The sequence below is a fragment of the Actinomadura formosensis genome (assembly GCF_050948385.1).
GTDB classification, from domain to species: Bacteria; Actinomycetota; Actinomycetes; order Streptosporangiales; family Streptosporangiaceae; genus Spirillospora; species Spirillospora formosensis.
The window spans coordinates 963,553-984,499 of sequence record NZ_CP192011.1 but is presented as its reverse complement, the minus strand read 5'-3'; the positions used below and the strand labels follow the sequence as shown (position 1 = coordinate 984,499).

Annotated in this window: 19 protein-coding genes; 10 read left to right on the top strand and 9 right to left on the bottom strand. The window is 72.4% G+C overall.

Annotated features, from left to right (window positions below; all coding sequences use genetic code 11):
• Positions 1-281: 281 nt before the first annotated feature.
• Complete coding sequence (locus tag ACQP1N_RS04575) at positions 282-1,427, top strand: IS701 family transposase (RefSeq protein WP_242609080.1); 1,146 nt, start codon at positions 282-284, stop codon at positions 1,425-1,427.
• 576 nt (positions 1,428-2,003) lie between these two features.
• On the opposite strand, the gene ACQP1N_RS04570 is transcribed toward ACQP1N_RS04575, so the two are convergent.
• The 5 genes from ACQP1N_RS04570 to ACQP1N_RS04550 are packed head-to-tail and all read right to left on the bottom strand — an operon-like array spanning position 2,004 to position 6,350.
• Entirely contained in the window at positions 2,004-3,716 is a 1,713-nt protein-coding gene (locus ACQP1N_RS04570) for a tyrosine-type recombinase/integrase (protein ID WP_433229313.1), read from the bottom strand.
• Complete coding sequence (locus tag ACQP1N_RS04565) at positions 3,717-3,989, bottom strand: DNA-binding protein (protein ID WP_433229311.1); 273 nt, start codon at positions 3,987-3,989, stop codon at positions 3,717-3,719. It lies immediately after the preceding gene.
• A complete protein-coding gene (locus ACQP1N_RS04560) occupies positions 3,986-4,456 on the bottom strand; it encodes a hypothetical protein (RefSeq protein WP_433229310.1) in 471 nt (156 codons plus the stop codon). The genes ACQP1N_RS04565 and ACQP1N_RS04560 overlap by 4 nt, the downstream gene beginning before the upstream one ends.
• Positions 4,453-5,337 (bottom strand): TRM11 family SAM-dependent methyltransferase, encoded by an 885-nt coding sequence (locus tag ACQP1N_RS04555; protein ID WP_433229308.1) that lies wholly within the window; start codon positions 5,335-5,337, stop codon positions 4,453-4,455. The genes ACQP1N_RS04560 and ACQP1N_RS04555 overlap by 4 nt, the downstream gene beginning before the upstream one ends.
• Complete coding sequence (locus tag ACQP1N_RS04550) at positions 5,334-6,350, bottom strand: hypothetical protein (protein ID WP_433229306.1); 1,017 nt, start codon at positions 6,348-6,350, stop codon at positions 5,334-5,336. Before ACQP1N_RS04550 ends, ACQP1N_RS04555 begins: the two co-directional genes overlap by 4 nt.
• A 542-nt stretch (positions 6,351-6,892) precedes the next feature.
• Here ACQP1N_RS04550 and ACQP1N_RS04545 point away from each other — a divergent pair.
• The 9 genes from ACQP1N_RS04545 to ACQP1N_RS04505 all read left to right on the top strand — a co-directional run bounded on the left by ACQP1N_RS04545 (position 6,893) and on the right by ACQP1N_RS04505 (position 16,785).
• On the top strand, positions 6,893-7,222 hold the full coding sequence (locus ACQP1N_RS04545) for a pilin (RefSeq protein WP_301177925.1): 330 nt from the start codon (positions 6,893-6,895) through the stop codon (positions 7,220-7,222).
• A 112-nt stretch (positions 7,223-7,334) separates the two neighbouring features.
• A complete protein-coding gene (locus ACQP1N_RS04540) occupies positions 7,335-7,550 on the top strand; it encodes a hypothetical protein (RefSeq protein WP_433229304.1) in 216 nt (71 codons plus the stop codon).
• A 31-nt stretch (positions 7,551-7,581) separates the two neighbouring features.
• A complete protein-coding gene (locus ACQP1N_RS04535) occupies positions 7,582-8,922 on the top strand; it encodes a hypothetical protein (protein ID WP_433229302.1) in 1,341 nt (446 codons plus the stop codon).
• Positions 8,919-9,896, top strand: a complete 978-nt coding sequence (locus tag ACQP1N_RS04530) for a PrgI family protein (protein WP_433229301.1) — start codon at positions 8,919-8,921, stop codon at positions 9,894-9,896. Before ACQP1N_RS04535 ends, ACQP1N_RS04530 begins: the two co-directional genes overlap by 4 nt.
• A 77-nt stretch (positions 9,897-9,973) precedes the next feature.
• Positions 9,974-11,728, top strand: a complete 1,755-nt coding sequence (locus ACQP1N_RS04525; RefSeq protein WP_433229299.1) for a VirB4 family type IV secretion system protein — start codon at positions 9,974-9,976, stop codon at positions 11,726-11,728.
• Positions 11,725-14,259, top strand: a complete 2,535-nt coding sequence (locus tag ACQP1N_RS04520) for a type IV secretory system conjugative DNA transfer family protein (RefSeq protein WP_433229298.1) — start codon at positions 11,725-11,727, stop codon at positions 14,257-14,259. Before ACQP1N_RS04525 ends, ACQP1N_RS04520 begins: the two co-directional genes overlap by 4 nt.
• Positions 14,256-15,170, top strand: coding sequence for a replication-relaxation family protein (locus tag ACQP1N_RS04515; protein ID WP_433229297.1), 915 nt, complete (start codon positions 14,256-14,258; stop codon positions 15,168-15,170). Before ACQP1N_RS04520 ends, ACQP1N_RS04515 begins: the two co-directional genes overlap by 4 nt.
• On the top strand, positions 15,170-16,165 hold the full coding sequence (locus tag ACQP1N_RS04510; protein WP_433229295.1) for an NlpC/P60 family protein: 996 nt from the start codon (positions 15,170-15,172) through the stop codon (positions 16,163-16,165). Before ACQP1N_RS04515 ends, ACQP1N_RS04510 begins: the two co-directional genes overlap by 1 nt.
• Positions 16,162-16,785 (top strand): DUF2637 domain-containing protein, encoded by a 624-nt coding sequence (locus tag ACQP1N_RS04505; RefSeq protein WP_433229294.1) that lies wholly within the window; start codon positions 16,162-16,164, stop codon positions 16,783-16,785. The genes ACQP1N_RS04510 and ACQP1N_RS04505 overlap by 4 nt, the downstream gene beginning before the upstream one ends.
• A 53-nt stretch (positions 16,786-16,838) precedes the next feature.
• On the opposite strand, the gene ACQP1N_RS04500 is transcribed toward ACQP1N_RS04505, so the two are convergent.
• The 4 genes from ACQP1N_RS04500 to ACQP1N_RS04485 all read right to left on the bottom strand — a co-directional run bounded on the left by ACQP1N_RS04500 (position 16,839) and on the right by ACQP1N_RS04485 (position 20,801).
• Positions 16,839-17,273: a hypothetical protein gene (locus ACQP1N_RS04500; RefSeq protein ID WP_433229292.1), complete on the bottom strand. Its 435-nt coding sequence runs from the start codon at positions 17,271-17,273 to the stop codon at positions 16,839-16,841.
• Entirely contained in the window at positions 17,270-17,647 is a 378-nt protein-coding gene (locus ACQP1N_RS04495) for a hypothetical protein (RefSeq protein WP_433229291.1), read from the bottom strand. Before ACQP1N_RS04495 ends, ACQP1N_RS04500 begins: the two co-directional genes overlap by 4 nt.
• A gap of 163 nt (positions 17,648-17,810) precedes the next feature.
• Complete coding sequence (locus ACQP1N_RS04490) at positions 17,811-19,736, bottom strand: hypothetical protein (RefSeq protein WP_433229290.1); 1,926 nt, start codon at positions 19,734-19,736, stop codon at positions 17,811-17,813.
• A gap of 57 nt (positions 19,737-19,793) precedes the next feature.
• Positions 19,794-20,801 (bottom strand): AAA family ATPase, encoded by a 1,008-nt coding sequence (locus tag ACQP1N_RS04485; protein ID WP_433229288.1) that lies wholly within the window; start codon positions 20,799-20,801, stop codon positions 19,794-19,796.
• Positions 20,802-20,947 lie beyond the last annotated feature (146 nt).

Here is a 20,947-nt window from a genome sequence, read left to right as displayed (position 1 = left end):
CCTCGCGACCGCCGCCGCTGGGCGGCGCCTGTGGTCAGCGCTGGGCTGGCCGTCCTTGGCACCGCCGTCTTCCATTTCGCGGCGGCGTCCGGGTTAGCCCCATCGTCTCCGCTGCCTAGTACTCCAGCCGCACTTGGAGATCTCGGTCTGATCGAGGTCGGGACGTGAGACGGCCACCGCTGTGATCGTGTGGGTGTGTTGAGACCAGACGATCGGCGGTGGCCGTGCCGCCTACTGTAGAAGATGTCGATCCGGCGGGGTGGGCTGATGGGTTCGATGAGTTGTTCGCGCAGGTGGTGGCGCCGTTCTTCGGGCGCCGGGAGCCCCGGGTGCGGGCCCGGTGGTATCTGCTGGGGCTGTTGAGCGGGCTGGAGCGCAAGAACGGCTGGTCGCTGGCGGAGTTCGCCGGGGACATCACTCCCGATGGGATGCAGCGGCTACTGAATCACGCCCGCTGGGACGCCGATCAGGTGCGGGACGCGCTGCGATGGCAGGTGGCCGAGCGGCTCGGCTCGGCCGACGCGGTGCTGGCGGTCGATGACACCGGGTTTGAGAAGAAGGGCCGCCGCAGCGCGGGGGTGCAGCGGCAGTACACCGGCACCGCAGGCAAGATCACCAACTGTCAGATCGGGGTGTTCTGCTCGTATGTGAACCCCGATAAGCAGCGGGTTCTGATCGACCGGGAGCTGTATCTGCCCGAGTCCTGGTTCGCCGATCCGGGCCGGCTCGTCGACGCCGGGGTCGACGAGCGCACGCGGTTTGCGACCAAGCCGGAGCTGGCCTGGCGGATGATCGAACGCGCCGCTGATGATCCGCTGCTGGTGTTCGGGTGGGTGACCGGCGACGAGGCCTACGGCGACAACACCGTGCTGCGCCGCCGCTGCACCGGCCGCGGCATCAACTTTGTGTTCGCGGTCTCCTGCGACCACCCGCTCGTGCTCGGCGGCACCCGCACCAGGGCCGATGCCGCGTTCGCCGGCCTGGGGGAGACGGCGTGGCAGCGGCACTCGTGCGGAAACGGCGCCAAAGGCCGCCGCTGGTACGACTGGGCATGGATCAGCCTGGGCGAACACGAATGGATGCTGGCCCGCCGGTCGATCAGCGACCCCACCGACCTGGCGTTCTACCGGTGCCGGGCGAACCGGCCGGTCGGATTGCCCGAGCTGGTGCGGGTGGCAGGCTCCCGCTGGAGCGTCGAGGAATGCTTCCAAGCGTCCAAGAACGAGGTCGGCCTGGACCACTACCAGGTCCGCAAGCACACCGCCTGGTACCGGCACGTCACCCTGGCCATGGTCGCCCACGCGCACCTGGTCTTCCTGGCCGCCGCCCCACCCCCAGGCCGAAGCGGCACCGACGACGGCGAGGCCGACGACCTCGCCACACAGGGGGCCGTCCCGGCAGGGACGTTCACCCTGCCGGCGGTATGAAGGTGACGATCCGGACGCGTTGGCCCCGCTCACGGTCAACGAGATCCGCCGCCTCCACGCCCTCCTGCACCCGACCCGGCACCCACCCGCACACCATCTGCACTGGTCACACTGGCGACGCCGCCACCAAGCCCGTGCTCGAAGATGCCACTACCAGCGACAACGAGAACTCACCCATCTCTAAATGCGGCTGGAGTACTAGGACGGACGCGACGATCCTGAACTACCGGTTGAGCCCGTCCGTGACCGGACGGACCGCCACGCCCGAAGGCGGACGCCTTTTGGGCCGTACCGGGCATGATCACGATCGACCGAGTAGCGAGGACGAGACCGATGCGGTATCGACGGAGGCCGTACCCGGTAACCGCCGGGTACAGCCTCCGCGTCCACGCAGCAGCACGGTCACACCCAAGGACAGAGCCCGGCGCCCGCGGACGGTGAAGCCGCCGCAGGCGCGTCGGGTGCCGGGTTGGGTTCGGGCCGAGTGCCGACGCCGCTTCCCGCATGACGGGACCCGCCAAGCCGCGTGTGTCGGCGCGTTGCGCGGCTATTTCGGTCGGTGAACCGTGCGGGACGTTAGGACGCCTGGGCGTTGGTGTCGGAGTCCGGGCCGTCAGGATCGTGGGTTTGGCTCTGCCCGGTGTCAGGGTGTGGGTTTGCGTCGCCGTTGGGCTGGGCGTGTGGGGGCAGCGGGGTGATGGTGGCGCTGGATGGTTCGGGCGGGTGGCTGGTCGGGTGGTGGGCGTTGTGGATGAGGGCGGCGGCGTCTTCGGCGGCTTGGCGGCCCAGTTGCGGTAGGACGCTGGTGTAGATGTCGGAGGCGATCGCGATCGAGGAGAGCCGCAGGGTCTCCTGGACGACCTTCATGTCGTATCCGGCGGCGAGAAGGAAGGTGGCGGCGCCGTGCCGCAGGTCGTGCAGCCGGATCGGTGGTAGCCCGGCCTCCATGGACAGCCGTTCGAACTGGTCGGTGACGTCGTTGGGGTCGACCGGCTGGCCGGTGGGTGTGGTGAAGACGAATCCGGTCTCGGTCCAGGCGTCGCCGGCGGCGAGGCGTTCGGTGTTCTGCCGCGTCTTGTGGGCGCGTAGTTCCTTGATGGTGGTGGAGTCCAGGCTGATGGTGGCCTCCCCGGCGTCGGACTTGGGTTTGCCTTGGAAGGTGTCGGGGCCGATCTGGGTGATCTGCCACCGGATCGCCGCGGTGCCGGCGCGCAGGTCCAGGTCGGACCAGCGCAGGCCGCAGGACTCGCCGCGGCGCAGGCCCCGGCAGGCGATCAGATGGAACTGGGCGTACAGGCGGTGGCCGCGTGCCCGCTGCAGGAACTGCTTGGTCAGGGCGGGGGTCCAGACCATGACCTTGGACGGGCGCGGGGCGCCGATGTAGGCGTCCAGCCGGTTGATCCGGTCCCCGATCCGTTTGTGCGGTTCCAGCCGTGCCTGCCGTCTGCGGCGCGCGTTCATCGTCTCGGTGTGCTCGTTGAAGGCCTGCTCCCATTCGGCGATGCGCTCGTCGGTCCACACCAGGGCTTTGGGCGCTTTGCCGGAGGGCAGTTCGACCAGGGAGGCGACGTTGATTTCGATGAGGCGTTGCTTGATGGCCTTGTTCAGCGCGGACCGCAGGGTCGCGCGGATGCGCTGCTTGGTGGCCGGGCCGACCACGCGCCGTCCCTTGACCTTGGCGCGCAGTCTGGGGTCTGCGGATTCGCGGGCGGTGGTGATCTGCTCGTTGAGTTCGTCGATGGCGTCGAAGATCCGGTCGACGTCGGTGACGCGGAGCCGTTCCAGCAGGATGTGCCCGAGGTGGGGTTTGAGGTACAGCTCGATGTGGCTGGCGTAGGAGCGGCGGGTGCCTTCGCGCAGGTTCCGGCGTCCGGCCAGCCAGGTCTCCAGGTACTCCCCTACGGTGATCGCTCGGCTCAGGTCCTGCCCGGTGCGGACTTTGCGGCGCACCTCGTTGGGGTCGGGCAGCGCTTTGGTGGCGCGGACGGTGGGGACAATCAGGTCGGCGATCTGCACGCGGGCTGTGTCATCGGTGGCGATGGCCAGCAGTTCCTTGGCGCGGTTCAGCTCTGCGTCGGCGGTGTCCTGGGTGGTGAACCCGCCCCGGCGCAGCGGGCTGCGCCGGGCCCCGGCGGCGGTGGGCGGGAGTTCGAGCTGGTAGTTCCAGGAGCCGTGGGTGCTGCTCCAGCGGCCCTTGCCGCGTCGCAGTTTCGGGCATTTCTTGCCGAGCAGTTTGCCGTCCTGGTCGCGGCATCCGCAGGTTTTGAACGTGCTTCCCTTGGCGGCCATTCAGCCTTCCTTCTCGTTGCTGGGAGGCTGCCCGGCGGTCATGCACTGGTCGCCGCTGGCGGGCGCCTTTGGGTGGAGGCCCAGGGCGGTCTGCAGGTCGGCGGTGGACACCCGGTAGTTGCGGCCAACCTGGAGCACCCGGCAGGGGAAGGTCCCGGTGCGGGCGAGCTGGTAGGCCTTGGTGCGTCCGATGCCGAACGCGCGTCCGGCGGTGACCAGGTCGATGGTGACGGGCAGCGAACGGAGTTCCGCTGGAGTCAGCCCGGGTTTCACCGCGCACCCCCGGCAACCGGCGCCGCCCCACGGCGGCCGTGAGGCCAGCAGGGATGGGTGCGGGTGTCACGGGCGTCCTCCAGCGGGTCAGAACCGCTCCGGCCGCCGGACGGGCGTCGCCTGCCGCGCGGGCGGGCGGGTCCGGCTGGTGCGGAGCGCCCGTATCGACGCTCGCCTTCGCCCCGCCGGTCAAGCCCGCGCCTGACCGGGACGGTCTCTTGCACGGTCGTGACGGGTGGCGCGATGAACTGGGGGCGGCCTGCCGGGACGGTCAGGTGCCAGGCGTCGCCGCATCGGTAGGCGCGCAGCCGGGTGCCGGGAGCGGCGATGCGGGCGGCGTGCCGGGCGGTGCGGCGGGTGAGGTAGCGGGCGCGTCCGCACCGCCCGCACAGGCCGAGTTGGAGGATGGCCAGCATCTCCAGGACCTGGTTCCGCCCTGCTGGCTTGTGGTGCCGGTGGTTGGTCATCGGGCCGCCTCCGGCATGTCGGTGGTGCGTTGGAACAGGAGGAGGTCTTCGTGGGCGGTGGCGCAGGCGGGGATGCCGCGGTCGCGGGCGCGGCGGGTCTCCAGCATCTGGAAGAAGGAGGCCCGGTTGACCAGCCCCCCGTCGCGCAGACCGGCGAGCAGGGCGGCGTACCGGCCGACCAGGGTGAGGCCGTGGCGTTGGGCGGTGTCGATGACCTGGCCGGGCAGGTCGATCAGCTCCCCTTTGACCCGGATCGGCCGGACGGTTATGGCGATCACACCGCCGGGGCGCAGCAGGGTGGCGCTGCCGGCGAGGATGTGTCCGAAGGCGTCCAGGAGGCCGGGTAGGGGCTGGTGGGCGAGGTTGCCGCGGTCGGTGGAGTAGCGGTGGTGGCTCTTGTCGATCTTTCCGCCGCCGTTGTCGCGTCCGGAGCGGATGTGTCCGTGGGTGTGTGAACCATAGGGCGGTGAGGTGAGCACCAGTGCCGCTCTCCCCTCCAGGGCGCGGTAGAGGGTGGCGATGTTGCGGGCGTCCCCGCACACCAGCTGTGGTGTGCCGGTGGCTCCCTGGGCGTGGGCGTGCCGCAGGTTGCCCACGGTGAGGTGCACGAAGTCGGGCTCGTACTCCACCCCGGCGGCGTCACGGCCCAGGTGGATGGCCTCGACCAGGGTGGTGCCGATCCCGCACATCGGGTCGACCACCAGGTCTCCGGGACGGGTGAAGGCTTCGATGACGGTGGCGGCGATCGCGGGCAGCATCTTGCCGGGGTGGCGTATCGACTCGGGCGTGTAGCGGCCGTGGCGCTGCAGCCGGGAGGGCCGCTGCCCCGTCGCCAGTACTGACGCGAGTCTCGCCGTGGCGGTGGAGGCGTTGTGGTTCATCGGGCGCTCCCGTTCCCCTGCCGGGCTTGGGGTTTGGTGAATAGGCACAGGTCGGCGTGGACGCTGACCTGGGGCGGCAGTGCCCGGGAGCGGGCGTCGCGGAGGTGTGCCAGGTCGGCTGGTCCGGCCTGGACGACCAGGGCGTCTCCGTCGATGGGGACGCGGAGCGCGATGACGTGCTGGACGTACTGGAAGCCCAGTCCCTGGGCGCGGCGGATGATGCGCGGCGCAGGGTCGATGAGGCGCCCGCCCTGGTGGCGGGCGGTGGTGGTGATGGCCAGGACCCCGCCGGGCCGCAGTAGCTTCCATGCCGAGGCCAGGAACAGGCCCAGTTGTTCGCTGGTGAGCATCCATAGGTCCGCCCGGCACGCCGGGCAGCCGCGCTCGCCCACCCTGCGCGGCGGGTGGCCGCCGGTCTCATACGGGGGCGGTGCGGCGACGACCATGGCGACGTCGCCGAGGTGGTCGGCCAGACCGCGGGCCATCTGGTCCGGGCGGGCCGGCCTCATCTGAACCTGCGCCAACTGGTCCTGGGTCAGGTCGGCGCGCAGCCGGGTTCCGATGTGCTGGGCGAGCGGGAAGTGCGGGACCAGGGCGATCCCTCGGCGGCCGAGGTCGGCGGCGGCGACCAGGGTGGCTTCGCTGGTGGTGAAGCCCTCGGCGACGAGGTCGCCTTCGTGGGTGCAGGTGCCGATCAGGTGTCGGGCCAGTTCCCGGCCGACCGCCTGCCGGTGCGGCGGACAGATCTGCGCGGCGGACCGGGTGGCGTGTGCGCGGGCGTGCTCAGCGCCTGGATCGGCTCGGCTGCCCGCGTTGGAGGGCGCCGAGTCGGTGGTGTCGGAGCACAGCCAGATGGTCAGCGGCACCATCCGGCGCTGGATGTCGCCGGTGGGTCCGGTGGGTGAGTGGTTCGGGTTGGGCGGTGTGCGGTTCATCTGCTGGGTGACCCGAGACGGCCACCCGATCCCCGTTGCAGCAATGAAGAACCGCCGGACGATCCGGTTTTCACCCACGCCGGTGGTCACCTTTTAACCAAGGCGGGCCGAGCCGTTCCTTACCAGCTGTATGTCCGCCGCCACTCGGCCGCGAGGACCATCGGGCGCCTTCCGGCAGGGGTTGAGCGTGTTCCCGAGGTCGGCGCTGGCGGAGTGAGGCGCTTCAAAGGTTGGTCAAGGCCGTCGATGGCCGGGTGAATTCGGGCCGGTGTCGCGGTGCTTCAGGGGTGCCTGTCGAGATCACCGGCGCTTGGCGCAGTTGGAAGGGCGGACGGCTTCGAGCCCGGTCCCCGCCGCATCATCCCGTCGCCTCGTGTTCCTTCAAGGAGGACACCCGCAGCCTCTTTTGGCCGCGCCGGTGCCGGTGGTCTCGATGGCAGCCCGTACCCGTTTCCCACCTCGTGTTCGGAGACACTGCCATGCGCATCCACGATCACGCACGCCAGCACGCCCGCCGTCCCAGGTGCACTCGGGAAGGCCGCGGGCCGACGACGGACACCTCTCAGCGATCCGCTGCTGCGGGCCGCACCACGCGCCGACGGCCCAGCCGACGCCGGGTCTTGACCGCTTCGCTGCTGTGGACGGGCGGGTGCGTGGCCGCCTCCCTGCTGGTGCCCGGTGTCGCCGAGGCCGGCACGGGCCTGGCTGCGGCCGCCTCGCTGGACGAGGTGATCACCAACCTGCGGAACGTGATCGTCGGTCTGCTAGTGGGGTTGGCGACGCTCTTCGCCACGATCGGCGGAGTCCGCTACATCCTGGCCGGGGGTGACCCGGGTGAGGTGGAGGCGGCTAAGAAGACACTGCGGTACGCGGCGATCGGGTACTCGGTGGCGGTGCTGGCTCCGGTGCTGGTCAAGCTGCTGCAGAGCATTGTGGGCACACCTTCGTGACTCCCGATACCGCCCGGAGCCGGCGAACCCTGCGAATGGCTGGCCTCGGGCCACCGGTCGGCGCCGCCGCCAAGGTCGCCGTGCTCGTGGTGCTGGCGGCCGGGGCCTGGCTGTGGGTGTCGGCGCTCCCGGTGAGGGCTGTGGCCGATCCGGCGCCGAGTCCGTCTCCTGGTGCTCCTGCGCAGACCCCGCCGGTTGCGCCTCCGGCGGCTCCGGCATCGCCCTCACCGACATCACCTTCGTCAACGCCAGCCCCGTCTTCGCCGTCTCCGTCGCCGGGGTCCTCGCCCACGCCGGCAGCGCCGGGCGGGCAGGGCACCAGCGGTGAGGACGGTTGCGGATTCGCTGATGTGAGTTGTATGGCCAAGCGTGCGGTGAACGGCTGGTTCACCGACCTGGTGTCGTCGGCTGCCAAGCCGGTCTTCGGGTTGCTGCGCGACACGGTGCTGGGCACGCCGGAGGTGGACTCGGCGGAGATGGCGCGGGCGCGGGATCTGTGGGGCGTGTCGCAGACGATCGCCAACACCTGCTACGTGCTGCTCATCACCGCCGGTGGGGTGTGGTTGATGGCCGGGCACAGCCTGCCCGGCGCCGAGCTCACCCCCGGGCAACTCGCGGTACGGATCGTGGGGGCGTTCCTGGCCTCCAACCTCAGCCTGGTCCTGATCGGATACGGGGTCGGGTTCGCTAACGGGCTGGCCGGGGCGTTCTTGGACGCGGGCGCCGAATCGGTTGATCCGAGTGTGGTCGCCGATGTGGTGGCCGGTTTCGTGGCGGCGAATCTGGTGCCGGGGCAGCCGTTCACCGCGTTCCTGGGGCTGGGCGTGGTGGTGCTGGCGCTGTGCGTGGCTTTCATCTACATCATCCGGCTGGCGATCACGATGGTGCTGATCGCCGCGGCGCCTTTGGCGTTGATGTTCCACGCCCTGCCGGTGACGGACGGGCTGGCGCGGCTGTGGTGGCGCGGGATCAGCGGGATCTTGGCGATCCAGGTGTGCCAGTCGCTGGTGCTGGCGACCGCGTTCCGGCTGATGTTCTCCGAAACCGGCGACAGCGGGGACCATCTCCTCGGTATCCCGTCGCATAACGACGTGACCGATCTGCTGCTGGCGGCGTGCTTGCTGTGGGTGATGCTGCGGATTCCGTCCTGGGTGGCGCGCACCATCTGGCGTCCGGCGCAGCCGCGCATGCTCGGCGGTCTGCTGCGCAGCCTGATCCTCTACCGGGGGCTGGGCGCTCTGTTCGGCAACCGGCGCCGCGTCGTCGCCCCGATACGGCGCCAGCACCCGCCTCCCGTACCACCGCCCCCGCCTGTGCCGCCGAGGCAGCTGGAGCTGCCGGCGCCGCGTCATCGGCTGGCGCTGCCCGCCGGGCCACCGCCGCCCCCTGAACCGCCCTCGCCCGGTTCTCCCGTCGACCCTGCCGGCCCGGAATCGGGCCCTGTTCCTGGAGGTGGACGTTCGATGCAGCTCGCGCTCCCGATCCCGGCGCGGCCCCGGAGACGGCGGCCGGTGCAGCTTGCGCTGCCCATCCCGGCAACGCGCACGCCTCCGCCAACACGCTTTAGGCCGACTGGAGAACCGGCGCGGCCTCGTCCGCGGTCGGGCCACTTGATGTTGCCGGGGATGCCGCGGCGGCCGGTGCCGCACCGGCAGCTGACCTTGTGGACCGAGCCGCCCAAACGCAGGAGGCGCACATGAACAGCCACTCGCATGAGCAGCCGATGAGTGTGAAGATCCCCGCCGACGTCGACCAGCCCGACAAGATCCTCTACGGGCTGACCGCCCGGCAGCTGGCCATCCTTGGCGGCACCGCCGCCGTCGTGTTGTGGTTGCTGCTCACCTTCCAGGCGCTGGTGCCGTTCCCAGTCCTGGTGGCGGTACTGATCCCCGTCGCGGCAGGCGGGGTCGTGCTGGCGGTCGCCCGCCGGGACGGGATGAGCCTGGACCGCTACCTGGTCACCGCTCTCGCCCACCTGCGCGCGCCGAAGGCACGAGTCACCACCGAAGGTGCGGTGCAGGCGCCGCCGTCGTGGTGCCGGATGCGGGGACGGCTGCCCGCCCCACTGCGGCTCCCGGTCCGGGCCGTCCGCCAGGACGGCGCCATGGAACTGACCGGCGGCGGGGTGGCCGCGATGGTGCGGGCCGGGACGGTGGCGTTCGGGCTGCGCACGCCGGGTGAGCAGGCGGGCCTGGTCGCCGGGTTCGGGCGGTGGCTCAACTCGCTGGACACCCCCGTGCAGATCCTGGTCCAGGCCCGCCCGGTCGACCTGACAGGCCTGGCCGACCACATCACCGAGCACGCGACCGGCCTGCCTGATCCGGCGCTGGAGCAGGCGGCCGGCGAGCATGCCGCATTCCTGTCCGAGATCGGCGCCGCCCACGGCCTACTGGTCCGGCACGTCCTGATCGTGTTCACCACCACCCCGGCCGCGTCCGCCTCCGCACCGTGGGGCAAGGGCCGGCAGCGGATCGGGCGAGACGCCAGCGCCGAGGTAGTGGTGCGGCGAGCCGCCGAGGCCGTGCAGTCGCTCGCCGCGCTCGGTGTCGCGGCCGAGGTACTCGACAGCCGGTCCTGCGTCGCGGCACTGGCCGAGTCGCTGTCCCCAGGCGAGCCCCGGCCTGTGGATAACGCTGCACCGGACGACCTCATCACCATGGGGCAGGAGGCGTGATGCGCAAGATCGTTGCCCGTGTTCAGGGGCGCAATGGGGCCGGTCGAGACCACAGGACCGATGGTGATTTGTCAGGCATGTTCGGGCCGTCGGGACTGCGGGTGCGGGCGCGGTCGGTGGAGTTGCCGGGCGGGGTGTGCGCCTCGTTCGCAGTGACCGGGTATCCGCGGGAGGTCGGCGCGGGCTGGCTGGAGCCGCTGCTGACCTACCCCGGCCGCCTCGACGTGTCCTTGCACGTTGAGCCGGTACCGCCGCTGGTGGCCGCGCAGCGGCTGCGCCGCCAACTCGCCCGGCTCGAATCGTCGTCCCGCGCGAACGCCCAGCACGGCCGGCTGGCCGACTTCGCGGCAGAGGCCGCCGCCGACGACGCCGCCGAACTCGCCGCCTCCCTCGCCCGAGGACACGGCCGACTCTTCCGGGTCGGGCTGTACCTGACCGTCCACGCCGGAGACGACGCAGAACTCGACGCGGAGGTGCAGCGGGTGCGGGCACTGGCCGCATCGCTGCTACTGGACGCCCAGCCCACCACCTTCCGCGCCCTGCAAGGCTGGACCACCACCCTCCCCCTCGCCCATGACAGTGTGCGGGCGCGGCGGGTGTTCGACACCGCCGCGCTCGCCGCCGCGTTCCCCTTCACCTCACCCGACCTGCAGCCGGTGCTGGGTGACACGCCGGTGCTGTACGGGCTGAACGCCTACTCCTCGGGAGTGGTGGTGTGGGACCGGTTCGCCCAGGACAACTACAACTCCGTCACCCTCGCCCGCTCCGGGGCCGGCAAGTCCTACTTCACCAAACTCGAAACCCTCCGCCTGCTCTACCAAGGCGTCCACGTCGCCGTCATCGACCCCGAAGACGAATACCAGCGCCTTGCCTGCGCGGTCGGCGGCACCCACATCCCGCTGGGCGCGCCCGGCGTGTGCTTCAACCCCTTCGACCTGCCCGAAGGGCAAGGCGAGGACACGCTGATCCGGCGGGCGCTGTTCGTCCATACGCTGATCGGGGCGATGCTCGGCGAACCGCTGGCCCCGGCGGCGCGGGCGGTGCTGGACCGGGCCGTGCTCGCCGCCTACAAGGCGGCCGGGATCACCTCCGACCCGCGCACCTGGAAGCGCCGCGCCCCGCTGCTGGCCGACCTGGCCGACGAACTCGACCGCGCCGGCACCGATGGCTCGGCCGAGGCGGCCAATCTGTCGGCACGGCTCGCACCGTACGTCACCGGGTCCTACCGGAGCCTGTTCGCCGGACCCACCACCACCCGCCCCGGCGGGCACCTGGTGGTGTTCTCACTGCGCGACCTGCCCGAGGAGACCCGCCCCGTCGGGATGCTCCTGGCCCTGGACGCGATCTGGCGGCAAGTCGCCGACCCGGCCGACCGGCGCCGCCGCCTGGTCGTGGTCGATGAGGCGTGGATGCTCATGCGTGAAGACGAGGGCGCCCGGTTCCTATACCGGCTGGCCAAGTCCGCCCGCAAGCACTGGGCGGGCCTAGCGGTGGTCACCCAGGACGCCGGAGACCTGCTCGGCTCGGATCTGGGGCGGGCGGTGATCACCAACTCCGCCACCCAGATCCTGATCCGCCAAGCACCCCAGGCCATCGACCAGATCGCCGACGCCTTCGACCTCACCGACGGCGAGAAGACCTTCCTACTCGCGGCCGACCGCGGCCACGGCCTGCTGTGCGGAACCGGCGCCGGATCCGACCGGGTCGCCTTCACCGCCATCGCCAGCGGCCACGAACACCAGCTCGTCACCACCGACCCGGCTGAACTCGCCGCCCACGCTTGCAAGGACGGCGGCATCGCAGCCACGGAAACGGAGGCCGAACACCGATGACTCACACGCTTCTGCTCCAGGACGCTGCCCTGGTCCACGACTCTGGCGGCGGCACGGGCCTGTACGGGCTGCTGTCCGACCTCGGTCACGCCCCGCACCGGCTCATCGACGCCGCCACGGAGTACGGGCCCGTTGCCGTGCTGAGTGTTCTCGGTGCGGCCGCCGCGTGGGCGAGTGTCCGGTGGGTGCTGTGGGACTGGCGCAACAGCCGGCTCGCCCCGGGCGCCCGGTTGATCGAGGTGGCGGTGCCGCCGAAGGTGGAGCCGGCCAGCTCCGCCGCCTGGTGGACCCGCCTCATCGGCCTCACCCACCCGCGTTGGAAGCGGCTGCTCTTCGGGCAACCGCACCTGGCCTTCGAATACCGGACCGACCACAACGGCGTCCGCTTCCACATCTGGGCGCCCGGCACCATCCCGCCCGGAATCGTGGAGAAGACCATCCGGGCGTCCTGGCCCGGCGCCACCCTCACCACCCACCCCGCCACACCACCACTCCCCCTCGACCCGGAGTACCAGGCGGCGGGCGGACGACTGGTACTGGCCCGACCCGAGCACTTCCCGCTCACCAGCGACCACGACACCGACCCGCTGCGCGGGCTGCTCGGCACTGCATCCGGCCTCGCCGAAGGCGAACACCTGGCCGTGCAGATCCTGGCCCGCCCCGCCACCGGCCGCCGCCTCGGCAAGGCCCACCGGGCCGCATCAGCCCTGCGCGGGGGCCGCTCCACCGCACCCCAGAGCCTCCTGTTCGACCTGGTCACCCCCGGCATGTCCGGGCACCACAACCCCAGCGAACTCACCCGCCTGCACCCCGAACGCGCCGAACAAGTCCGCGCCGTCCTTGGCAAGGCCGCCCAGCCGCGCTTCGAGGTCCAGATCCGCTACGGCGTCGCCACCCGCCACCCCGACCAAGCTGAAGCCGGGTGGCTGCGCGCGCACGCCCACGAAGTCGCGTCCACGTTCGCGCTGTTCACCTCCGGCCACCAGCGCCTGCGCCGCAGGCGCCTCCGCCGCCCCGCCGCCCGGCTGGAGTCACGGCACCTGCACCGCGGCTACCTGCTGTCGGTGCCGGAACTGGTGGCGCTCGCGCACCTGCCCTACGACCTGGCCGCGCCCGGTGTCACCCGTGCCGGTGCCCGCCCCATCGCCCCATCGCCCGCCGTCCCGGTGGCCGGGCCCGGGGTCCGCGTGCTCGGTGACTCCGAGGCCGGGGCGCCGCGGCCGGTCGGGCTGACCGTCGCCGGCGCCCGCCAGCACCTGCACGTGCTCGGGCAGACCGGCGTCGGCAAGTCCACCTTCCTGGCCAACCTCATCCTGTCCGACGCCGCCGCGGGGCGCGGCGCGCTGGTCATCGACCCCAAAGGCGACCTGGTCGCCGACATCCTGGACCGCCTCCCCGAGCGGGCGGTCGGGCAGACGGTGGTGTTCGACCCGGCCGACCGTGGCCGCCCACCGTGCCTGAACGTGCTGGCGGGAGGTGATCCGGCGTTCGCGGCCGAGTCGATCGTCACCACCTTCCGCCGCTGCTTCTCCTCGTCCTGGGGGCCGCGCCTGGACGACCTGCTGCGCTCGGCGTGCCTGACCCTCACCCGCGTCAACGGCACCCGCGCCACCCTGGCCGACATCCCCCGCCTGCTCACCGACACCCCCTACCGGACCCGCGTCACCGCACGCCTGGACGACGAACTGCTGCGCGGGTTCTGGGCCTCCTACGACGAGCTGACCCCGGCCGCACGGGCGTCGGTAATCGGGCCGGTGATGAACAAACTCCGCGCGGTACTGCTGCGGCCGTTCGTCCGCCACACCTTGTCGGGCGGCGCCTCCACCCTCGATCTGGGCGGCATGCTCGGCTCCGGCGGGCTGGTCTTGGCGCGGCTGCCCAAGGGCGTGCTCGGTGAGGACGCCGTCCGCCTGTTCGGGTCGCTACTGCTGGCGCACACCTGGCAGGCCATCACCCCGCGCGCCACCCAGCACGAGGGCGAGCGGCGCGACGCCTCCGCCTACATCGACGAGGCGCACAACTTCCTCAACCTGCCCGGCTCCATCTCCGACATCCTCGCCGAGGCCCGCGCCTACCGGTTCAGCCTCACCCTGGCCCACCAGCACCTGTCCCAGCTCCCCAAAGACCTGCGCGACGCGGTCTCGGCCGATGCACGCAACAAGATCTACTTCGCCGCCTCACCCGAAGACGCCACCGACCTGGCCCGCCACACCGCACCCCTGCTCGCCCCGCACGACCTGTCCCACCTGGGCGCCTACCAGGCGGCGGCGCGGTTGATGGACGGGAACGCCCCGACCCCGGCATTCACCTTCCGCACCCGCCCGCTCCCCGACCCGGTCCCCGGACGCGCCGCAGCCGTCCGCCGCGCCTCCCGCGAGCAATACGCCGCCGGACGCAGCAAACGCCTCATCCCCGCCGTTGGGCTGCGGGACCTGGCCGGAGCCTCGTCCACGCCGGCCGAGACCGGCGGCCCAGAAGACCGCGCGGCGGAAGGCCCGGCGAACGGTGCGGATGTCGAGGTGGAGTCGTGACCCGGCGGCCGAAGACGTCCATAAGGCAGCGCGGCACGCAGATCCGGCCGCCCCGGATGACCGCCGAGCTGGTGGCCGAGGTCGCCTACCGGCTCACCGGCCGGGACCGGGAACTGCTCGCCCTGGTGTGGGAGCACCGCGTGCTGACCACCGGGCAGCTCACCGCCCTGTTCTTCCCGAGCCCTGAGCGTGCCCGCCAGCGCCTCAACCAGCTCCACCGGCTGCATGCGCTGCTGCGGTTCCGGACCTGGATGCCGGTCGGGTCCGGGCCCTGGCACTGGGTGCTCGGACCCGCTGGAGCGCACGTGCTGGCGGTCCAGCACGGCCAGACCTTGAGCGAGTTCGGATACCGGCAAGATGCCGCGACCGGCATCGCCGTCTCGCCTCGCCTGGCCCATCAGGTCGGCGTCAACGACTTCTTCGTCCGCCTGCACTCCCACGCCCGACAACGTAGCGACGGGACGGCCCTGGACCAATGGTGGTCCGAGCACCGCTGCGCCGCGCACTGGGGTGACCTGGCCCGCCCGGACGCCTTCGGCCGCTGGACCGAGCCCGGCCCCGGCAGCACCGCAACGACGGTGGACTTCTTCCTCGAGCACGACACCGGCACCGAAACCCTCGCCCGCGTCGCCCGCAAACTCGGCGGCTACGCCGACCTCGCCGAAGCCACCGGCACCACCACACCCGTCCTGATCTGGCTCCCCAGCCCCAAACGGGAAGCCAACCTTCGGGCCCTGCTCGGCGCTCCCGAGGTTCCGGTCGCCACCGCCGTCCACACCCCCGCCGCCTCGCCCGACGGCCCCGCCGGGCCCGTGTGGCTGCCCGCCGGGACCACCGGCCGCAGGCTCCGGCTCGCCGACCTGGCCACCTTCTGGGGAACGGTGCCCCGGCACGAGTCGGAGAGCGGCTGATGCCGCTGGTGGTCGGAGCGGCCGCCGCGCTGCTCGGCCTGGTCGCGGTGCTCGTCGCCGTCCTCAGCGCGATCCTCCCCGGATCCGGGTCCCAAAGCGGGGCCTGCCAGCCCGCTGCCGGCGAGTCCGTCAGCGACATCCCGACCGCCTATCTGAGGCTCTACCACGCGGCCGGGAGCAGATACGGGATCGAGTGGCACCTGTTGGCGGGCGTCGGGAAAGTCGAGTCCGACCACGGGCGCGGCACCGGCCCCGGCATCTCCTCAGGCCGCAACCCTGCTGGAGCCGCCGGACCCATGCAATTCATGCCCGCCACCTGGGCCGCCTTCGGAGTCGACGGCGACCACGACGGCCGCAGAGACGTCTACGACCCGGCCGACGCAATCCCGGCCGCCGCCCGCTACCTCAAGCACGGCGGCGCACCCGAACGCGTCCGGGCCGCGCTGTTCCAGTACAACCACTCGCGCGCCTACGTGGACAAGGTCCTCCGCCAAGCCCGCGCCTACGCCCAAGGCGGGGCTCATGCCGAGACGAGTCCAGCCGAGTGCGCCGCCAGCGCCTTCTCTGCGGCGCTGCCTCCCGGCAAGGCTGCCGCGGAAGCGATCGCCTACGCCCGCGCGCAACTCGGCAAACCCTATGTGTGGGGTGCCACCGGGCCGGGCGCTTTCGACTGCTCTGGGCTGACCTATGCCGCCTACCGTGCCGCCGGAGTCGACATCCCGCGCGTGTCCGGTGCGCAGTGGCGGCAGGGCCCCCGCGTCCCGCACGGCCGAGAACAGCCAGGTGATCTGGTCTTCTTCGACTCCGGTCCCGGCACCGCCGCCAACAATCCAGGGCATGTCGGCCTGGTGGTGGGCGGCGGGAAGATGATCGCCGCGCCGCATACGGGGACCGTGGTGCAGGTCCAGTCCTACCGCCGCTCCACCCTGCTCGGCTTCACCCGACCCACCGCGCACCGGAGAGTAGAGACTAGGGCGAGAGGAGCCGGCCGGTGACCGACCGCCTCATCCGGGCGACCACGGCGCTGGCGGTGGTGACGGTCGCCGCTGTGGCCGCGCTCATCTCCTACGCGCACATGCTCGACCTGGTCCGCTCCTATGGCGAGGCCGGGGTTACGGCGCGGCTGGTTCCGTTTACGGTGGATGGGCTGATCTGGGCGGCGTCGATGGTGATCCTGGACGCCAGCCGCCGCGACCGGCCTATCCCGGCGCTGGCCGGGTGGAGCCTGGCGGCGGGCATCTGCGCCACCGTCGGCGCCAACGTGGCGCACGGCGCCGCGCACGGCCCCATCGGCGCGCTGGTCAGCGCGTGGCCCGCGCTGGCGCTGGTCGGCTCGTTCGAGTTGTTGATGACTCTCACTCGCCACGCGCGCCCGTCCTCGCCGGGTGAGGCGGGCGGGCGCACCGCAACGGAGCGGGCCGAGGCCGCGTGCGCCGAAGTGGAGCAGACGCCGGAGCAGGCCGTGCTGGCGGAGTATCTGGCGAGCCTGAACGGGCCGGGGCGTCCGCTGTCGCAGCGGTACCTGGCCGACAAGCACGGCATCGATCGGCGCAAGGTCAAGCAGATCATCGCCCGCGCCCAGAGCCCTGCGCCATCTTCACCCAGTACGCCTTGATCTCGCGCGCCGAAGCGGAACGGTCGCGGTCATCACGCCTCTTCGTCAGTTGGTCATTGTGAGGGCCGGTCGGCGGCGGCTGCCGGTGCCAGGCCGTCAGGGCGGGAAGGTCCGCACGAGGGGCCGTAGGCGGGGCCGCTGAGGGCGTGGCCGAGTTCGTGGTAGGTCTCGGCGACGTCGGTGCTTCCGGCGTGGTGTCCGCACCGGCCACCGTCCATCTTCTGGCAGCCGGGGCAGGACTCGGGGATCGGCGGGCGGGCCGTCGCGGCCTCGCGCAGGGCGGTGAGCAGCGCGGCCTCGTTGTCCAGGATCGGCTCGGCCGCCTCAGCGACGCGGTAGGCGACCGCGACCAACTCATGCACCGCCTGCAGCCGGTCACGGGGCTTCTCGTCGAGTTTGGCGGTGGCGTCGATGAGGGCGCACAACTCGAAGACCAGGCATGCGCCGGTCGCCTCGGGCCGGGTGACGGCTGCTGAAAGGTTGCTCACGAGTGGGTCCTTTCGGTGCGGGTGGTGAGGGCGTCCAGGTGCGCGGTGTCGCGGTAGAAGGTGCGGGCGGCCTCGATGAACGCGACGGCGAAGCCTTGGGCGAACGGGTCGGCGTGGCGCGGGATGCTGTGGTCGGTCAACTCACGGCGGGCGGTGTCGCGGGCGCGCCACAGCGCCTCGACGGGGTCCAGGCCCTCGTGGTCGATGCCGGTGACCGGCTCGTCCCACCAGGACGCGGTGGCGCGGGCGGCGGCGACGGCAGCAACGGCGGCGGCGATGTCCTCTCCTTCGTCGAGGCCGGCGAGCATCTTCGCCTCTGCCTCGCAACGCCGCTGGTGGGCGTCGTCGTGGCGGTCACGAATGTAGGACTCCATGCGGTTCACGGTGCGGCTCTCCTGTCGGTGTTGGAGCTTTCTTGGCGATGCCAGCGCCGCCGCCTTCCGTGCAGGACAGGCGGTCACGGGGCGCGTGGTAGCGGGTTGGCGGGTACGGCTGCGGGCCCGGTGCGCCCACGCCGGGGCGCATCGGGCGGGGTGGTCAGGCGTTGCGTAGGGCGCGGGCGGCGGCGGTGCCGATGGCGTCCGCGGCTGCGGCGGGGTCGGTCAGGGTGATCGGGTGCGCACCGTTCATGACCCGCGCGTCGTCGGTCAGGGCCAGCCATAGCACGGCGCATCCGGATGCGGTGAGCCGGTCGAGGCGTTTCTGGCCGTCTTTGGGCTGGTCCTTCTTGAACTTGCCGTCGGAGACGATGACCAGCAGGCGGGCGGCGCCGGGGCGGGTCAACTCGACGGCCGAGTCGAGGGCGTCGACGGCCTGGACGAAGTCTTCGCGGGAGTCGTTCGCGGCGAAGTCGGTCACGGCGTTCGGGGCGTGCCCGGGGTGGACGATGGGGCGGACGGTGGAGCCGAAGATGACGGTGGCCGCGACGGCGTCGGGGACGTGCCCGGCGGCGCGGGCCATGATCCAGGCGGCGGACGCGACCGGCCGCGCCAGGGCTTTCATAGATCCGGACACGTCGCAGGCGATGCCGATGCGCAGCGGCGGCGCGGGAACGTGACGGCGGGTCGTCTGGGTGAAGGGCTCGGCGGTCGGGACGGTTCCGGCGGCGCGCTGGGCGTCGGCGGCCAGCGCGCCCCGCATGGACAGCCGTCCGGGCGGGGTGGGTGAAGTGCGGGTGGTGGTGACGCGGCCGCGGTGCGCGGCGGCACGCAACCGGCGGGCCAGGCGCCGCGCGGCGGCCTGCTCGCCGGGGCGGGGCGGGCGCGTCCAGGTGGCCCGGGTACCGCCGCGCGGTCCGGTCGCGTCGGTGCTGGCACCGAACACGCGGCGCGCGGCGTCGTCAGCGGCCTCGCGGGCGTCCCTCTCCTGCCGCCGCTTGTCGGTCGGGTCCGGGGCGGGCGATCCGGGTGCGGGCATGGCGGCGGTGGCGTGAACGGCGACCACGGTGGCGCCGATCGCCTCGGCCAGCGGGGACGGATCGCCCGAGGCACCCGGTGTTCCGGGCGGCGGGGGCGGTGCGGGCCGGTCGGGGTTGACGTCCAGGATCCGGCACCAGCGCCGCCCCAGGTCCATCATCGCCTCGGCGTCGTCGTCGGCGGTGGCGTGCGCGCGGTGCCACAGCGCGGCCAGCGCGCTCAACCGGGACGGCCCGAGGACGTTGAGGACGGCCTCGGCCAGAGGCCGGGTTTCGGCTGGTTCGAGGATTCCGGCGTCGGTGCGGGCCAGGATCAGCGCGGCGGCGCGTCCGGCGTTCCACGGCGTCATCGCCGCGTGCGGTGTCGTCACCGGCGGCGCGGTCGGCGCGCCGGTCGGCGCGGTCGCCGGTGCACCCGCCGAGGTACCGGTCGGGGCGCCGGTCGGGGCGCTGCCGGACGGCGCGGGCCCGGTGGCGGGGGCGGGTGGGGTGGTGGGCGGGGTGGTGAAGTCATCCAGGATGAGGCTGGTGGCCGAGGCGCGCAGCCAGCGGCGGTCGGCGGGGCGGCGGCGTACCTGCGCCGCCTCGATCCGCGACTCTTCCAGCGCCATCGCGGCATCGGCTGCGGCGGCGGGCGCACCGTCCGGGACCGCCCAGCGGGTGTGGGTGGCGTGCGCCGCCTCGTGGGTGAGCACGCCCCACATGGCGGGGTAGCGGTCGCGGTCGGCGGGCCAGGACGGGTCGCACGTGGCCGGGTCCAGGCGCAGGTGCCTGCCGTCCAGTTCGATGGTGGCCAGCGACGGGACGAAACAACCGGGCGCGCCTTGCCCGAGGCCGGGCGCGCACTGCACGGTGAGGTCTTCGCGGTCGGTGAGGTCGGTGACGGCGTCGGTGAACGCCGCCGACAGCCGCAGCCATTCCCCGCCCAACCCGGTCACCGGCGCCGGTGCGGGCACCGGAACCGGGGCGGGTGAGGAGGGGGCGGTGGTGGCCGTTCCGGCGCCGGACGGCGCGGCGGGGGCGGGTGTGGGGATGACGTGCGTTGCCATGGTTCCTCCGTGCGGGTGCGTGCGGACGCGGTGCGGTGATGTGCTGGCGGGTGCGGGTCAGATCTGCTGGCCGAGGGCCAGCGGGGCGACGGCGCGCCCGTAGACGGCGGACACGACCTCGGCGACCACGTCGCGGTCTTCTTCGGGCGCGATGCCGAGAAGGTTGGCGACCGCCGCCTCGGGGCCCAGGACCCCGGACACCTTTTGAAAGGCGATCAGTTCGCGAAGTTGCGGCGCCCATCCGATCTCGCCGGATTCCTGACGGCGGGCCAGGTTGCGCGCGACGCGCACGGCGCGCGGTTCGATGTCGAGCGTGCGGGCGAGGTCGTAGTCGGTCGACACCCGGATTTGCGCGGCGAACCGTGAGGCGAGGGCCTCGGTGAGCACGGCGCCGTGAACGCCGGGGTTGTGACCGGCGACCACGTAGAACCCTTTGGCGGCGGTGATCGTCTCGCCCTTGTGCGCCTTGACGGTGATCTGCCGCCGCCCGTCCATCGCCGGATACACCACCGCGAGGACCTTCGGTGAGATGAGGGTGGCGTCGTCGATGAGCAGGGCGCGGCCCTCGGTCATCGCGGTGATCAGCGGCCCGTAGACGAACTCGTAGCCGCCGCCGGGCGCCTGGGTGTACTCGCCGACGAAATCGGCGACGGCGGTGTCACCGTCCCCGGCAACCGTGATCAGGTCCGGGAACGCCGCCTCGACCAGGGACGTCTTCCCCGTCCCGGGCGGCCCGTACAGCAGCGCGGGGATGGACGCCTCACGCAGCCGCTGCAGCGCCGCCACGTCCGGCAGGTCCGCCAACCGGCGCGGGTGGTAGGTCTGCCCGTTCGGCCGCACCACCGGCCCCACCGGCGCCTTCCCGCCCTTCCCGGACGCCCCCGAGGCGCCCGACGTGCCGGACGTCGGCGCGTGGGCGGACTTCGGCGCGGGCGCGGCGGCGAGGCGGCGCACGGTCGGGGCGGCGGGCGCACCGCCGTTGAGGGCGTCGCCGGTGGTCGCGGTGGCCCGGTAGCGGCGCGGCCCGGTCGCCACCAGCTCGGCCTGCCCACGCTCGGCCAACACCGTGAGCGCGTTACCGACCGCACCCGCCGACCGGCCCAGGGCCCGGGCGATCTCACCCGGCGTGAACGTCCCCCTCGGACTGTCGATCAGAATCGCGGCAACCCTGCGGCGCAACTCACCCGACCCGAGGCGACCGGTGCCACCGG

Coding starts and splice junctions, on each gene's coding strand:
- ACQP1N_RS04570 (WP_433229313.1), bottom strand. CDS start 3,716: ATGGCCGCCAAGGGAAGCACGTTCAAAACCTGCGGATGCCGCGACCAG.
- ACQP1N_RS04560 (WP_433229310.1), bottom strand. CDS start 4,456: ATGACCAACCACCGGCACCACAAGCCAGCAGGGCGGAACCAGGTCCTG.
- ACQP1N_RS04555 (WP_433229308.1), bottom strand. CDS start 5,337: ATGAACCACAACGCCTCCACCGCCACGGCGAGACTCGCGTCAGTACTG.
- ACQP1N_RS04535 (WP_433229302.1), top strand. CDS start 7,582: ATGGCCAAGCGTGCGGTGAACGGCTGGTTCACCGACCTGGTGTCGTCG.
- ACQP1N_RS04530 (WP_433229301.1), top strand. CDS start 8,919: ATGAACAGCCACTCGCATGAGCAGCCGATGAGTGTGAAGATCCCCGCC.
- ACQP1N_RS04525 (WP_433229299.1), top strand. CDS start 9,974: ATGTTCGGGCCGTCGGGACTGCGGGTGCGGGCGCGGTCGGTGGAGTTG.
- ACQP1N_RS04520 (WP_433229298.1), top strand. CDS start 11,725: ATGACTCACACGCTTCTGCTCCAGGACGCTGCCCTGGTCCACGACTCT.
- ACQP1N_RS04510 (WP_433229295.1), top strand. CDS start 15,170: ATGCCGCTGGTGGTCGGAGCGGCCGCCGCGCTGCTCGGCCTGGTCGCG.
- ACQP1N_RS04495 (WP_433229291.1), bottom strand. CDS start 17,647: ATGGAGTCCTACATTCGTGACCGCCACGACGACGCCCACCAGCGGCGT.
- ACQP1N_RS04490 (WP_433229290.1), bottom strand. CDS start 19,736: ATGGCAACGCACGTCATCCCCACACCCGCCCCCGCCGCGCCGTCCGGC.